Annotated in this window: 11 protein-coding genes and 1 tRNA gene; 6 read left to right on the top strand and 6 right to left on the bottom strand. The window is 70.3% G+C overall.

What is annotated here, in order from left to right:
• Nucleotides 1–37: 37 nt before the first annotated feature.
• Nucleotides 38–1,549 carry an MFS transporter gene (locus ABTX78_RS13900; protein WP_352207012.1) on the bottom strand — a complete coding sequence of 504 codons (1,512 nt, stop codon included), beginning with the start codon at nt 1,547–1,549 and terminating at the stop codon, nt 38–40.
• Nucleotides 1,550–1,612: 63 nt separating this feature from the next.
• On the opposite strand from ABTX78_RS13900, the gene ABTX78_RS13905 reads away from it, so the two are divergent.
• Nucleotides 1,613–2,572: a helix-turn-helix transcriptional regulator gene (locus ABTX78_RS13905; RefSeq protein ID WP_352207013.1), complete on the top strand. Its 960-nt coding sequence runs from the start codon at nt 1,613–1,615 to the stop codon at nt 2,570–2,572.
• 1,037 nt (nt 2,573–3,609) lie between these two features.
• Here ABTX78_RS13905 and ABTX78_RS13910 read toward each other — a convergent pair.
• Nucleotides 3,610–4,605 carry a sigma-70 family RNA polymerase sigma factor gene (locus ABTX78_RS13910; protein WP_352207014.1) on the bottom strand — a complete coding sequence of 332 codons (996 nt, stop codon included), beginning with the start codon at nt 4,603–4,605 and terminating at the stop codon, nt 3,610–3,612.
• Nucleotides 4,606–4,753: 148 nt separating this feature from the next.
• Here ABTX78_RS13910 and ABTX78_RS13915 point away from each other — a divergent pair, with 148 nt between their 5' ends.
• Together ABTX78_RS13915 and ABTX78_RS13920 are read left to right on the top strand one after the other, a co-directional pair.
• Nucleotides 4,754–5,302 (top strand): GNAT family N-acetyltransferase, encoded by a 549-nt coding sequence (locus tag ABTX78_RS13915; RefSeq protein ID WP_352207015.1) that lies wholly within the window; start codon nt 4,754–4,756, stop codon nt 5,300–5,302.
• Between the two features lie 48 nt (nt 5,303–5,350).
• Nucleotides 5,351–6,391 (top strand): questin oxidase family protein, encoded by a 1,041-nt coding sequence (locus ABTX78_RS13920; protein ID WP_352207016.1) that lies wholly within the window; start codon nt 5,351–5,353, stop codon nt 6,389–6,391.
• A gap of 58 nt (nt 6,392–6,449) precedes the next feature.
• Here the strand turns inward: ABTX78_RS13920 and ABTX78_RS13925 are convergent, their stop codons facing one another.
• Entirely contained in the window at nt 6,450–7,232 is a 783-nt protein-coding gene (locus tag ABTX78_RS13925) for a dioxygenase family protein (protein WP_352207017.1), read from the bottom strand.
• Between the two features lie 93 nt (nt 7,233–7,325).
• On the opposite strand from ABTX78_RS13925, the gene ABTX78_RS13930 reads away from it, so the two are divergent.
• Nucleotides 7,326–7,850: a MarR family winged helix-turn-helix transcriptional regulator gene (locus ABTX78_RS13930; protein ID WP_352207018.1), complete on the top strand. Its 525-nt coding sequence runs from the start codon at nt 7,326–7,328 to the stop codon at nt 7,848–7,850.
• A 78-nt stretch (nt 7,851–7,928) separates the two neighbouring features.
• Here the strand turns inward: ABTX78_RS13930 and ABTX78_RS13935 are convergent, their stop codons facing one another.
• The gene (locus ABTX78_RS13935; protein WP_352207019.1) at nt 7,929–9,446 is read right to left on the bottom strand and encodes an MFS transporter; all 1,518 of its coding nucleotides are present in this window, start codon (nt 9,444–9,446) and stop codon (nt 7,929–7,931) included.
• Nucleotides 9,447–9,726: 280 nt separating this feature from the next.
• Nucleotides 9,727–10,377 (bottom strand): TetR/AcrR family transcriptional regulator, encoded by a 651-nt coding sequence (locus tag ABTX78_RS13940; RefSeq protein ID WP_502993866.1) that lies wholly within the window; start codon nt 10,375–10,377, stop codon nt 9,727–9,729.
• 297 nt (nt 10,378–10,674) lie between these two features.
• On the opposite strand from ABTX78_RS13940, the gene ABTX78_RS13945 reads away from it, so the two are divergent.
• Nucleotides 10,675–11,961 (top strand): M6 family metalloprotease domain-containing protein, encoded by a 1,287-nt coding sequence (locus ABTX78_RS13945; RefSeq protein WP_352207021.1) that lies wholly within the window; start codon nt 10,675–10,677, stop codon nt 11,959–11,961.
• A gap of 23 nt (nt 11,962–11,984) precedes the next feature.
• Here ABTX78_RS13945 and ABTX78_RS13950 read toward each other — a convergent pair whose 3' ends face one another.
• Nucleotides 11,985–13,664 carry a class I adenylate-forming enzyme family protein gene (locus ABTX78_RS13950; RefSeq protein ID WP_352207022.1) on the bottom strand — a complete coding sequence of 560 codons (1,680 nt, stop codon included), beginning with the start codon at nt 13,662–13,664 and terminating at the stop codon, nt 11,985–11,987.
• A gap of 149 nt (nt 13,665–13,813) precedes the next feature.
• On the opposite strand from ABTX78_RS13950, the gene ABTX78_RS13955 reads away from it, so the two are divergent.
• A tRNA-Arg gene (locus ABTX78_RS13955) sits at nt 13,814–13,886 on the top strand.
• Nucleotides 13,887–13,962: the final 76 nt, after the last annotated feature.

The following is a 13,962-nucleotide window of genomic DNA, read 5'->3' on the forward strand; positions in this document are numbered from 1 at the left end:
GGACCCTTGCGTCTGCGGGTACGCCTGAGGCTGAGGCTCATTGCGTCAGTGCGGGCTCCCGCTCCGGCACCGCCGTCTCGCCGCCCGTTTCCGCGCCCTCCAGAAGCTGCTTCGGCCGCGCGGGCAGTGCGAACATCACCACGAAGATCAGGCCCAGCACCGCGACGGCCCACCACAGCGAGTTCTGGAAGGCTTCCCCGAACGCCCTGCCCACCGCGCTCGGCGCGATCCTGTCGTCGATCGAGCCGAAGAAGACCACCGAGACCAGCCCGAGCCCCAGCGCGTTGCCCATCTGCATCGTCGTGTTGATCAGCCCGGACGCCGAACCGGCGTGCTCGTGCGGCACGTCGGAGAGCACCGCGTCCGTCAGCGGCGCCACGATCAGGCCCATGCCGAGGCCCATCACGACGAGCGGCAGCATCATCTGCCAGGAGTGGATCGCCGTGCCGTACCGCCCGGCCTCCCAGATGTAGAGCAGCATTCCCGCGGCCATCGTGACCGCGCCCGCCTGGAGCACCTTGCGTCCGAAACGCGGGACCAGCTTCTGCACGGAGATACCGGCCGCCGCCGACACCGCGATCGAGAACGGGACACCGGTCAGGCCCGCCCGCAGCGGGCTCCAGCCCAGGCCGATCTGCATGTAGAGCGTCCAGACCAGGAAGAAGACTCCGCAGACGATGCCGAACGTGAGCTGCACGGCGATGCCGGCCGCGAAACTCTTCACCCGGAACAGCGACAGTTCGACCAGCGGTGAACCGTCCCTGCGCGTCTTGTGCTTCTCGTACGCCACGAACGCGCCGAACACCAACAGGCTGCCGGCCATGCACAGATGACCCCACAGCGGCCAGCCCAGCTCACGGCCGCGGGTCAGCGGGTAGATCAGCATCAGCAGGCCGAGCGTCACCAGCACGACGCCGATCAGGTCGAGCCGCAGCGCCCTCGGGGCGCGGGACTCGGTGATGTACTTCCGGCCGAGGATCAGGCCGGCGATGCCGACGGGCAGGTTGATCAGGAAGATCGGCCGCCATTCGAGGCCGAAGAGGTTCCACTGGGTCAGCAGGGCGCCGAGCAGCGGACCGGAGACCGCGCCGAGACCGATGATCGCGCCGAACATCCCGAAGACCTTGCCGCGTTCGTGCGCCGGGAAGGTGGCGTGGACGATCGCCAGGACCTGCGGCACCATCAGGGCCGCGGTCGCGCCCTGAAGGAGGCGCGAGGCCACCAGCATCTCCTCGTTCGCGGCGAAGCCGCAGAGGGCGGAGGCGGCTGTGAAGCCGGTGATGCCGATGAGGAAGAGCCGCTTGCGGCCGTAGATGTCGCCGAGCCGGCCGCCGGTGATCAGACCGGCGGCGAAGGCGAGCGCGTATCCGGCGGTGATCCACTGGATGGCGCCGAACGACGCTCCGAGGTCGCGCTCGATGCTGGGGATCGCGATGTTGACGATCGTGACGTCGACCAGATCCATGAAGGCCGCGGTCATGACGATGGCGAGCGCGATCCAGCGCCTTCGGTCCGAAGCCGTAGCGGGTACGGCGGGCTGTGAACTCATAAGACGAAAGGTAAAAGCGATATAGGTCAGCTCATGTCCTAGATGCGAGGCATCCTGAACGACATGACGGACACTCCGGCACGACTGCTGAATCTGCTCTCCCTCCTTCAGACTCCGCGCGAGTGGCCGGGCAGCGAGCTCGCCGAGCGCCTCGCCGTGAGCCCCCGGACGATCCGGCGGGACATCGACCGGCTCCGGGACCTGGGGTACCCGGTCGAGGCGACGATGGGCGCGGTCGGGGGGTACCGGCTGGTGGCGGGCGCCGCGATGCCGCCGCTGCTCCTCGACGACGAGGAGGCGGTCGCCATCGCGGTGGGGCTGCGGGCCGGTGCGGGCCATGCGATCGAAGGCATCGAGGAGGCGTCCGTACGGGCGCTGGCCAAACTGGAACAGGTGCTGCCGTCGCGGCTGCGGCACCGCGTCACGACGCTCCAGGCCGCGACGATTCCGCTGACGCGGGGTGACGGCGCGACGATCGACCCGCAGACGCTGACGGTGATCGCGGGGGCGGCGAGCGGGCGGGAACGACTGCGGTTCGGCTACCGGGCGGGCGACGGCACGGAGACGAAGCGCTTGGTGGAGCCGTACCGCCTGGTCTCGACGGGGCGGCGGTGGTACCTGGTGGCGTACGACGGGGGGCGGGAGGACTGGCGTACGTTCCGGGTCGACAGGGTCTCGGAGCCGTTCGCGACGGGGGCGAGGTTCGAGCCGAGGGAACTGCCGACGGGCAGCGCGGAGGCACTGCTGGGAGCGACGATGTCGCGGCAGCCGGAGCTGGAGGTGGACGTGAGCTTCGATGCGCCGGCGGAGTTCGTGGTGGCGAGGCTGCCGGAGTCACTGGGCTCGCCGGTACCGACGCCGGGGGGCGGATGCCGGCTGCGGACGCGCTCGGTGGACTCGGTGGAGTGGCTGGCGCTGCGGCTGGCGCTGGTGGACTGCGAGTTCAGGGTGAACGGGCCGGGGGTGCTGGTGGAGTACGTGACGGATCTGGGGAGGCGGTTGGTGAGGGCGTCGGAGGGGTGAGGGGTCTGCGGGCGGGGGGCTTGGGCCTCGGGCCCCTGTCCGGTGCCGGTGCTTGAGCCTCGCGTCCTTGTGCGGCGGCGGGGCCGGGAGCCGGGCGGGGCGCTTGGGCCTCGGGCCCGTGTCCGGTGCCGGTGCTTGAGCCTCGCGTCCTTGTGCGGCGGCGGGGCCGGGAGCCGGGCGGGGGGCTTGGGCCTCGGGCCCCTGTCCGGTGCCGGTGCTTGAGCCTCGCGTCCTTGTGCGGCGGCGGGGGCCGGTGCAGGTGCCGGTGCTCGAGCGTCGGGTTCTTGTTCGGCGTCGGGTCCGGGTGCCTGGGCCTCGGGTGCTTGTCGGGCGTCGGGGCCGGGGGCCCTCCGGGCTCGACTCCTCGGGGTCGGCGGCGTACAGGTCCTTGCATTGAGCACCCGGGTGTTGCCGCCGATCCCCTGCGGGGCCGACCCTGCACGCCCCCTCCCAAGCGGTCGAGGACGAGACCCCGATGCAGTGCGGGCACAGGCGAGCCCCAGCCTGTTCGGGGAGACTGGGCCTCTTGCACGAACAGCCGCGGTCGGCCTCGCGCGGCGCGAAGCTGCGGCAGCCCAGGGGGCACCCGCACCGAACAGGTGCGGCGAGCCCCGCCTGGAGCGGAGCAGGCAGGTGCGGGCACACGCGAACCCGAGCTCGGCCTCGCCTGGCGTGAGGCGGCCGCTGCGTGGCGCAAATCGACGGCTCAAACCGCGCGGCGCGAAGCCGCCGCCCGTGGGGTCGCGCAGCCACACATCAACGTCTTCCCCCCAACCCGCAAGGGCGGTCGGGCCCTGCGGTGCGAAGCCGCCGCTACCGGGCAGGTGCGTGGCGCAGCCCAAGCCTCACGGCTGAGGGCATGGGGCGCAGCTCCACAACACCCACTCCCCCGCACCGAACAGGTGCGATCAGCCCCCGCGGCGCGAAGCCGCCGCCCGTGGGGCACGGGGCACCAACCCCGTCGGACAGACGAGGACCCCGACACCGGGGGGGGAGGGTGCCGGGGTCCGTATAGGGGCGGGGTGTCCGCCGGAACGTCAGGCCGCCGCGTCGAAGCCCGTGTCGCGCGCCATCCGCTTCAGTTCGAGCAGCGCGTGCTTCTCGATCTGGCGGATCCTCTCGCGCGTCAGGCCGTGCTCCTTGCCGACCTCCGTCAGCGTCCGCTCGCGGCCGTCCTCGATGCCGTACCGCATGCGGATGATCGACGCCGTACGGTTGTCGAGCTTGCCGATCAGGTCTTCCAGCTCCTCGCTGCGCAGCAGCGTGAGCACCGACTGCTCGGGGGAGACCGCCGACGTGTCCTCCAGGAGGTCGCCGAACTGCGTCTCGCCCGCGTCGTCCACCGCCATGTTGAGGCTGACCGGGTCGCGCGCCCAGTCGAGGACGTCGATGACGCGCTCGGGCGTGGAGTCGAGCTCCTTCGCGATCTCCGTGGCTTCCGGCTCACGGCCGTTCTCCCTGTTGAACTCGCGCTGCACCCTGCGGATGCGCCCGAGTTCCTCCACCAGGTGGACGGGGAGACGGATCGTGCGGGACTGGTCGGCTATGGAGCGGGTGATGGCCTGGCGGATCCACCACGTGGCGTACGTGGAGAACTTGAAGCCCTTCGCGTAGTCGAACTTCTCGACCGCGCGCACCAGGCCGGCGTTCCCCTCCTGGATCAGGTCGAGCAGGGGCAGTCCGCTGCGGGGATAGCGACGGGCGACAGCCACGACGAGCCTGAGGTTGGAGCGGATGAAGACGTCCTTGGCGCGCTCGCCCTCGGCCACCAGTGCCTCGAGCTCCTCGCGCGTGGCTCCGTCGGCTTCGCTCTCCACCTCTTTGTCGAGGATCTGCCGGGCGTACACACCCGCCTCGATGGTCTGGGACAGCTCGACCTCCTTGGCGGCGTCGAGCAGCGGCGTCCGCGCGATCTCGTCGAGGTACATGCCGACCAGGTCGCGGTCGGCGATCTCCCCGCCTGCGCGAACGCTGCTTGCCCGGTCGGTCCCACTGGTCTCGGACTGACGGCGGGCGACGGCACGGGTTGCCATGCGAGCTCCCTTACTGAGTAGGTCGCGACACCCTCTCGGGTGCCCTGCATCCGAAGGAAACAACGACTGGAATCCGGACAGAATTCCCCGGGGCTGCGCGGATTTTGGTGATCTTGCAGTACCCTGTCCGGCCACCACCGGAGGACGAATGCCGCAGGGACGTACAGAAGTGCAGGTCAGGCCCGGGAGTGAGGCCGATCTCGCGGCCCTCACCGAGCTGTACAACCACTACATCCGTGAGACGGCCGTCACATTCGACACGGCCTCGTTCACCCCCGAGCAGCGCCGCCCCTGGCTGCGCTCCCACCCTGAAGACGGCCCGCACCGTCTTCTGGTTGCTCACGATGCCGCGAATGCCGGGACGTCACCCGGGGAAAGCCTGCTCGGTTACGCGACCAGCAGTCCCCTGCGCCCCAAGTCCGCCTACTCCACGTCGGTCGAGGTGAGCGTCTACTGCGCGCCCGAAACCGCGGGCCGCGGCATCGGCACGCTGCTCTACACGGCGCTCTTCGAGGCGCTCGCCGGTGAGGATCTGCACCGGGCGTACGCCGGGATCGCCCTGCCGAACGAGGCCTCGGTCCGGCTGCACGCCCGTTTCGGTTTCCGTCATCTCGGGACGTACGAGGAGGTGGGCCGGAAGTTCGGCCGGTACTGGGATGTGGCCTGGTACGAGAAGAAGCTGGGCCCTCAGGACTAGGTCGCCGGACCGTTACGCCGCCGGAGTGCCGACCCTAGGGTCTCGTTCATGGACACCACCGGCGACACCCCCGGCACCCTCGGAGACACCACCGGCACCCTCGACGAAGCACTGGAGCGGCTCCACTCGTCCGGCCCCGAGCGCGACGGCTGGCTGAGCAATCACGGTCCGATGGCCGTCGAGGCGCTGGTGCGGCATGGCAGGTCGTCGTCCGTGCACCGCTGGCTCGACCACTACGGCAGCAAGCTGGAGGACATGCCGGAGCCGAGCACCCCCGTGACCGCGTCCGACTGGCGGGAGGCACTCGGCGATCCGCGCCGCATCGCCGACTGGGCCGTGTACTTCGAGCGCGAGACCTCCGAACGCCCCTGGCGGGACGTACTCGTCGAGTGGTGGCCGCGGTTGCTGCCCGGCATCGCGGGCGGGGCCACGCATCCGGCGATCCGGGTGGGCCACGCCGTACGCACCCTGCTCGGCGGAGAGGAGACTCCGCCGCGGGTGACCGAGCTGGCCCATGCGCTCGGCTACTGGGCCGCCCGGCATCTGCCGCTGCCCGAGCTGCGCGCCCTGCCTCCGGAGGCGACCGCGGCGGCCGCGCTCGACGCCGTTCCGGCCGTGCCCGATCAGAGCGGCGGCATCCGGGACCGGCTCGGCCGGCTGACCGCCCTTCCCGCCTGGCCCGGTGCCACCGCAGACCCGGAAGCGGCCCGCGCGCAGCTCGTCGAGCTCGTCACGGCCGCGACCCATCGCTACGCGAGTCACGGGCACGGCGAGCCGGTCATGCTGGTGCACGCGGCGACCGCGCCCAACGCCGTGCTGCGCACCCTGCCGGCGCTCCCCCGCGAGCTGTGGGTGCCGAGCCTCGCGGCGGCGTGGGCGGCGAGTGCCGCGGTCACGGCCGCGTGCACACCGGCCGAGGCCGCCGCGTACCGGCCCACGACCGCGAGTCCGGAAGAGATCTTCGAGCGGGCCGCCGCGCACGGCGACGATCACACGATCAAGTTCACCGACACCGCCCTGGACATCGGTGATCCGATCGCCCTGGCCGCGGCCGTCCGTTCGATCGAGCTCAACGAGCCCTTCCTCTGAGGCGTCTGAGGCGTCTGAGGCCTCTGAGGCGGCCCTCCGGGCGCGCGGCGGGCAGGGGTCAGCCGAACTGCACGGACCGCTTCGCCAACCCCATCCAGAACCCGTCGATCACGCTCTTCCCGGTCGCGAGATCACCCTCGGAGGCTCCGAGGGTGACGAAGAGCGGGGCGAAGTGCTCGGTGCGCGGATGGGCGAGCTTCCCGGCCGGGGACTTGTGCTCGAAGTCCAGCAGCGCGTCCACGTCGGCGGCCGCCAGTGCCCGCCGGCCCCAGTCGTCGAACTCCGCCGACCAGCCGGGGATGCCGCCCTGCCGCAGCGCCGCCAGATTGTGCGTGAAGAACCCGCTGCCGACGATCAGTACGCCCTCGTCCCGCAGCGGCGCCAGCCTGCGCCCGATCTCCATCAGCTTCTGGGGATCGAGGGTGGGCATGGAGATCTGGAGGACGGGGATGTCGGCACCCGGGAACATCTCCACCAGCGGCACGTACGCGCCGTGGTCGAGCCCGCGGTCCGGGATGTCCTGCACCGGCGTCCCGGCGGTGCGGAGCATCTTGCGTACGGAGTCGGCGAGCGCCGGTGCGCCCGGCGCGTCGTAACGCACCTGGTAGTAGTGCTCGGGAAAGCCCCAGAAGTCGTACACCAAGGGCACGGACTCGGTCGCGCCGAGCGCGAGCGGGGCCTCCTCCCAGTGGGCTGAGACCATCAGGATCGCGCGCGGGCGCGGCAGGCCGGCGGACCACGCGGCGAGTTCGCCGGGCCACACCGGGTCGTCGGCGAGCGGCGGGGCGCCGTGCGAGAGATAGAGGGCGGGCATCCGCTCCGTGACTGGCGTGGCGTTCATGAGGCGACTCCCGATCTGCTTGAAGTTTCAAGCTACACCACAGCCTAAATCCATATTGTTCAAGTTTCAAGAACTGAGGCGTACCGTGGAATAGTGGAATACATGAACACGGCATCCACCGGTGGCGGCGAGAGCGGACCGCGTTGGCTCAACGACGACGAACAGCGCGTCTGGCGCGCCTATTTGCACGCCACCATGCTGTTCGAGGACCACCTCGACCGCCAGTTGCAGCGGGACGCCGGTATGCCGCACGTCTACTACGGCCTGCTCGTCCAGCTCTCCCAGTCCCCGCATCGCCGCAAGCGGATGACGGAGCTGGCCATCGACGCCAAGATCACCCGCTCCCGCCTCTCGCACGCGATCGCACGGCTGGAGAAGAACGGCTGGGTGCGCCGCGAGGACTGCCCCTCCGACAAGCGCGGCCAGAACGCCGTACTGACGGACGCCGGCTTCGAGGTTCTGAAGGAGGCCGCACCCGCCCATGTCGAGGCGGTGCGCCAGGTCCTGTTCGACCGGCTCACTCCCGACCAGGTGGGCCAGCTGGGCGAGATCATGCGGATCATGTCCGACGCGCTCCAGCCGCAGGAGTCCGGCGCGGACCTCCCCTGGCTGCGCTGATCCGCGTACGCGTCGGCGAAGGGCCCCGTCCGGGTTCACCCCGGACAGGGCCCTTGCCGTACGACTTCTTCGCGTGGGTCAGTGCGCGACCACGGGGATCCTGACCTCGTCCTCGACACCGTCACCCGAGGCGGCGGCGACCGAACCGGCGTCCGGACGCCCGGTGTTGATCAGCGTGAATGCGATGGCCGCGGCTGCCACCAGGATGCCGACCGCCCACCAGATCGCGGACGAGAAGCCGTGCACCAGGCCCTGCATCTGCAGGAGCTGCGGGTTGGTCGCTCCCGCCGCGTGCGAGGCGATGTACGAGCTGGTGGCCGAGGCGGCGATGGTGTTCAGCAGCGCCGTACCGATCGCGCCGCCGACCTGCTGCGAGGTGTTGACCATCGCGGAGGCGACACCGGCGTCGGCCGGGTTCACACCGTGCGTGGCCAGGGACATGGCCGGCATGAACGCCGTACCCATACCGAGGCCCAGCATCAGCTGCGCGGGCAGGATCAGACCGGCGTACGAGCTGTCGATCTCCAGCTGCGTCAGCAGCAGCATGCCGAGTGCGGCAAGGACGAAGCCCGGGCCCATCAGCAGCCGCGGAGCCACGCGGGTCATCAGACGGGCGCCGATCTGCGTCGAGCCCGTGATCATGCCCACGATCATCGGCAGGAAGGCGAAACCGGTCGAGACCGGGGAGTAGCCCTTCACGACCTGGAGGTAGAAGGTCAGGAAGAGGAACAGCCCGAACATCGCGATGATGGCGAGGCCGAGCGACAGGTAGACACCGCCGCGGTTGCGCTCCGTCAGAACACGCAGCGGCAGCAGCGGGGCCTTGACCTTGGCCTCGGTGACGACGAACGCGGCCAGCAGCACCGCGGACGCGACGAACATGCCCACGGTCAGACCGTCGGACCAGCCGGCGGACTCGGCGCGGGTGAAGCCGTACACCAGGGCCACGAGACCCAGCGTGGACAGGACGACACCGGGGATGTCGAGCGAGGAGCGATTGCGGGAGCCCGCGGGCTCCCGGATCACGAAGTACGCGCCGACGGCGGCGACGATCGCGAACGGGATGTTGACGAAGAAGGTCCAGCGCCAGTTCAGGTACTCGGTCAGGAAGCCGCCGAGAATCAGGCCGACGGCACCGCCGCCACCGGCGATCGCACCGTAGATGCCGAACGCCTTCGCGCGCTCCTTGGCGTCGGTGAACATCACCGCCAGCAGGGAGAGCGCGGCCGGCGCGAGCAGTGCGCCGAAGGCACCCTGCAGTGCGCGGGAGCCGAGCAGCATCGCCTCGCTGGTGGCGGCGCCACCGAGCGCGGAGGCCGCGGCGAAACCGAGCAGGCCGACGACGAAGGTGCGCTTACGGCCCCACAGGTCGGCGATACGGCCACCGAAGAGGAGCAGTCCGCCGAAGGCAAGGGCGTAGGCCGTGATGACCCACTGGCGGTTTCCGTCGGAGATTCCCAGGTCCTGCTGGGCGGTGGGCAGCGCGATGTTCACGATCGTCGCGTCGAGTACCACCATCAGCTGGGCGAGGGCGATGAAGACCAGAGCTTTCCAGCGCTTCGGGTCGGCAAGGGATATGTCGGGTGTTTTTGGCATGGGAAGGGCCACCTATGGGTGCGAAGAAGTCATAACGGACGTGGTCAATGCCCCGCGCACGCGTCGCCGTGTACGAGCCGTCGTGTCGGGTGAAGCCGTCGTGTACGAGTCGAAGCCGTCGTCTGTAGGACGTGAGGTGGGCACACGATTCATCGGTCTCGGGCACCGGGCTTCGGACGCGGTCCGGGCGATCTCCCCCCCCGGCGCCGGACCCGACCTCGCTGTCGTGCCCCGCGTCCCTACTGCCTCACGAACTCCGTTGTGTCACTGCGTCATTGCGTCATTGCGTGGTTCGCAAGTCCTCCATGGTCGCCGCCTTTCCGGGCAGTTCGGAGCGAGCGGGTGCTTCGAGTCCGTCCAGAAAGAGCTGCAGATGGCGGTGGACGTAGCGGTCGATGCCCAGGCATCCGATGCCCGGCAGCGGCCGCGTGAGCTGGGAAAGGGCCACCAGCAGATCGCCGACGGCGACATCGGTACGCATCCGGCCCGCCGACTGCGCCCGTTCGATGAGCCCCAGTACGGACTCCTCGAGACGTTCGCGTCCGGCGCGCAGATCCGGGTGGTCCTGGTCGAACCCGCCGGCGAGCATCGGGCACAGCGCCCCGATGCGTTCGTCGGCTGCCGCGTGGACGAACCGGCGCACGGCGGCGAAGGGATCCTTCTCCTCCGCCACGGCCTGGTCGACGCGGTCGCACGTACGGGACATGACGGAGATGACGACCTCTCGGACGAGTCCGGAGCGGTCGGGGAAGTGTCGGTAGAGGGTGGCGTTGCCGACGCCCGCGCGGCGGGCGATGTCGTCGAGCGGGGCATCGGCCCCGAACTCCACGAACATTTCGCGCGCTGCCGAGACGATCCGCTCCCGGTTCCGCAGGGCGTCCGCCCTCGGCCGGGGGGTGCGGCGCGTTTCGGTTTCCACGGCGGGGGTCACAACTCCACCTCTCAGGCGTCTGTCTCGTATCGAGCTCGGGTCCACCGGTCGTATCCGCCTCACAGCACTGCGTAAGCGGGGACCGCTTCCCCGTTTGGCGGGGACAGACATGCAAACGGGGAAACGATCCCCGGTTATTTCCCGACCCTGATGTGATCTGAGTCACATCCAGGAAGGCGCCCCGGAGATCCCACGATCGGCCCACCCGGCGAGCGGGTGCGCACCGGTCGTCACAGGCTGATCGCACAGAGCGCAGCCAGGGCCCGGCCTGCTGCCGTGGGCCCGAAGGCGATTTGCATGCAGCACACGCGCCAGCGGATATGCAGGACCGGCAGATCCCGCCGGCTCGGCGGACTGGCCGCCCTCGCGGCCCTCGCGCTCGCCGCCCTCACCACGGCCAGTGCCACGCTCCCCGTCCCCACCAAGGCGTCGGCGGGACCGGTGGCGACAGCCGACGAGACCGGGCTCGGACCGTGCCGCATCCCCACCACGCTCGGCATCCAGATGTCGGAGGGCATACCGACTCCTCCCGGGTACTCCCCCTCCATCGGCGAGATTCGCGCCCTCAACCTGATGATCGACTTCTCGGACGCCGTCGGTGAGGGGCGGGCCGTCGACCGGCTCGCCGAGTTCTTCCCCCAGACCTCCGACTGGTTCAGGACCAGCTCGTACGGCCGCCTCAGCTACACCCCGCACGCGCCGGTGACCGAGTGGCTGCGGATGCCGATGCCGTTCGCCGCGTACGGGATAGAGCGCGGATCGCCGTACGAGCCTGGCTATCGCGACCTCGTCGAGGACATCGTCTCGGTGGCCGACCCGAAGGTGGACTTCAGCGCGTACGACCTGGTCAACATACTGGTCACACCCAATGCCGGGCCCTCGGCGCTGGACACCGTGCTCTCCGTGACCTTCTCCGGGAACCACGACGCCCCGATCGCCGACGGCGTGCCGCTCGCCAACACGTCCTTCGTCTACAGCCGGCAGGACGACGGCTCCGGCTCGTACGCCGAAACCGGCTACCGGGTGCTCCCCCATGAGAACGGCCATGTCTTCGGCCTGCCCGACCTCTACACCTCCGAGGGCGGCGGCTCCGTCGGCCACTGGGACATCATGAGCGAGGACTGGGGGGCCAACAACGACCTGCTCGGCTGGCACAAATGGAAGCTGGGCTGGCTCGACTCCCACCAGATCGGGTGCGCCGCCACCCCGGGCACGTCCGAGTACTCACTGACCCCGCTGGCCACCGCCGGCGGCGCCAAGATGGCGATTGTGCCGATCACCGAGGACGCCGGCTACGCCGTCGAGGTCCGGACGCGTGCCGGCAACGACGAGGCCGTGTGCGCACCGGGCGTACTGATCTACCGCGTGCACACCGACGTGGACACCGGGCTGGGTCCGGTGACGGTCTCGGACAGCAGCCGGGACAGCGGCGGCTGCACCCGGCGCCCCAATGTGCACGCGGAGCTCTCCGACGCTCCGTACCAGGCCGGGGAGTCCTTCGTGGACAAGAAGAACGGCATCAGGATCTCGGTGATCCGCGCGGACAGCGGCGGTGTGCACACGGTGCGCGTCACCCGCTCCTGACCCGCCACGCGTCCCGGGCCCGCTCACGCGCCCCCGCGTACGTACTCCTCCACCGGTCCGCGCAGCTCCCGCTTGAGGATCTTGCCCGTCGGATTGCGCGGTACGGGCTCCTCCCGCAGCAGCACATGCGCCGGCACCTTGAAAGCGGACAGCTCCTTGCCGACATGCTCCTTCAGTTCCTCGACGGTGACCCTCGCCCCGTCGCGCACCTGGACGACGGCGGCGACCTCCTCACCGAGCACCGGATGCGGAACACCCAGGACGGCGGCGTCGGCGACACCCGGATGGGAGTGCAGCACCGCCTCCACCTCGACGCAGTACACGTTCTCGCCGCCGCGGATCACCATGTCCTTGATGCGGTCGACGATGCTGACCCGCCCCTCCCGCACGGTCGCGAGGTCCCCGGTCCGGAACCAGCCGTCCCGGAAGGCGGCCGCGGTCGCCTGCTCGTCGCCCCAGTACCCGCGGACCAGGGACTGACCGCGCAGCCACAGTTCGCCGACCGCCCCCTCGGGCAGCGCCTCACCGGCCGGACCCGCGATCCGCACCTCGGTGGCGGGCGAGGGCCGGCCCACACTGCCGGGGTGCTCGCGATAGGCGTCACCGAAGTTGGCGAGCACGCCACCACTGGTCTCGGTCAGGCCGTAGCCGCTGCGCGGCTCGATGCGCCGGCCGTGGCGGGCGGACAGCCGCGTGAGGAGATCGGGCGGTGCGGCAGCGCCCCCGGTACTGAGGTGCGAGAGCGATTCCAGCGCCGCGCCCGTCCGCTCGGCGGCCTCCAGCAGCTGGAGCGCCGTGGTCGGCACGCCGGAGTAGTGAGTGACCCGGTGCTCCTCGATGAGTGCGAGGGCGCGCTCGGCGTCCCACTTCCGCATCAGCACGAGCGTGCCGCCGACGCCCATCGTGGAGTACAGCGTGGTGAACGCGGCGACATGGAAGAACGGAAAAGTCATCAGCGTGACCGGAGCCGGCGCCTGCCCGGGCACGCCGCCGCGCGCGAGGGCGGCGGCACTGGCATGGAACCGCGGATGCAGCGCGGCCCCGGCCTGGGCGAGCTGCGTCGCCACGGCCCCCTTGGGCCGCCCGGTGGTCCCGGAGGTGTAGATGATGGTGGCGTCGTCCTCGGCCCGCACCTCGACGGCGGGCGGCGCGGTGAGGGGGTCGGGCGTCCCGAAGTCCTCGTAGATCTCAACGCCTTGGGGCACCGGGTCCCCCTCACGGAACCCACCGTGAAAGACGACGACTCGCGCCCCGGTCCGCCTCCGCCATGCGTCGACCCGCGACAGCCGCTCACCGTCGACGAGGAGCACGCCCGGGGTGCAGTCGTCGAGGGCGTACGCCAACTCCTCCTCGGTCCACCAGGCGTTGAGGGGCACGGCGACGAGCCCGGCCAACTGCGTTGCCCAGAAGGCGATCTGCCACTCGGGATGGTTCCGCATGGCCACGGCGGCACGGTCCCCCGGCCGCAATCCGTACACGTCGACGAACCGCCCGGCGAGGGCGGAGGCGCGGGCGAAGAAGTCGCGGTACGTATAGACGGCCTGCTCCCCGACAAGGAAGGGCCGATCCCCGTACGCCCAGGTCGCCTCGACGACCTCCCGCAGACTCCGCGGCCCATCGGCGTACAGCAGCCCGCCGTCCTCCCCCCGCACTACGGCAAACGGGGCGCCGGGGGCGCTGAGGATCTCTTCCGGCTGCGGCACGGTCGCACCTCTCTAAGCGCTCGCTCAGTACGAGCGCGACGCTATGCGCAGCAGGGAGGCAGGTCAAGACGACTAGGTGTAGGCCACACGCAATACCGGATCAACTGCCTCGGCCGGGGATCAGCCACCCGCTACACTGTCCCCGCAGCGCCTTCGTAGCTCAGGGGATAGAGCACCGCTCTCCTAAAGCGGGTGTCGCAGGTTCGAATCCTGCCGGGGGCACAGTGTCTGACCAGCGCGTTCATCTCTGCGAGGTGGGCGCGCTGTTCGTCATAGCCGTGGCATTAGCCGTCAGTAG

Source organism: Streptomyces sp. NPDC096193, assembly GCF_040302905.1.
Taxonomy (GTDB): domain Bacteria; phylum Actinomycetota; class Actinomycetes; order Streptomycetales; family Streptomycetaceae; genus Streptomyces.

Bases quoted from the DNA above. Each gene is read 5' to 3' on its own strand.
- ABTX78_RS13945 (WP_352207021.1), top strand. From the start codon at position 10,675: ATGCAGCACACGCGCCAGCGGATATGCAGGACCGGCAGATCCCGCCGG.
- ABTX78_RS13900 (WP_352207012.1), bottom strand. From the start codon at position 1,549: ATGAGTTCACAGCCCGCCGTACCCGCTACGGCTTCGGACCGAAGGCGC.
- ABTX78_RS13935 (WP_352207019.1), bottom strand. From the start codon at position 9,446: ATGCCAAAAACACCCGACATATCCCTTGCCGACCCGAAGCGCTGGAAA.
- ABTX78_RS13905 (WP_352207013.1), top strand. From the start codon at position 1,613: ATGACGGACACTCCGGCACGACTGCTGAATCTGCTCTCCCTCCTTCAG.
- ABTX78_RS13910 (WP_352207014.1), bottom strand. From the start codon at position 4,605: ATGGCAACCCGTGCCGTCGCCCGCCGTCAGTCCGAGACCAGTGGGACC.
- ABTX78_RS13915 (WP_352207015.1), top strand. From the start codon at position 4,754: ATGCCGCAGGGACGTACAGAAGTGCAGGTCAGGCCCGGGAGTGAGGCC.
- ABTX78_RS13920 (WP_352207016.1), top strand. From the start codon at position 5,351: ATGGACACCACCGGCGACACCCCCGGCACCCTCGGAGACACCACCGGC.
- ABTX78_RS13925 (WP_352207017.1), bottom strand. From the start codon at position 7,232: ATGAACGCCACGCCAGTCACGGAGCGGATGCCCGCCCTCTATCTCTCG.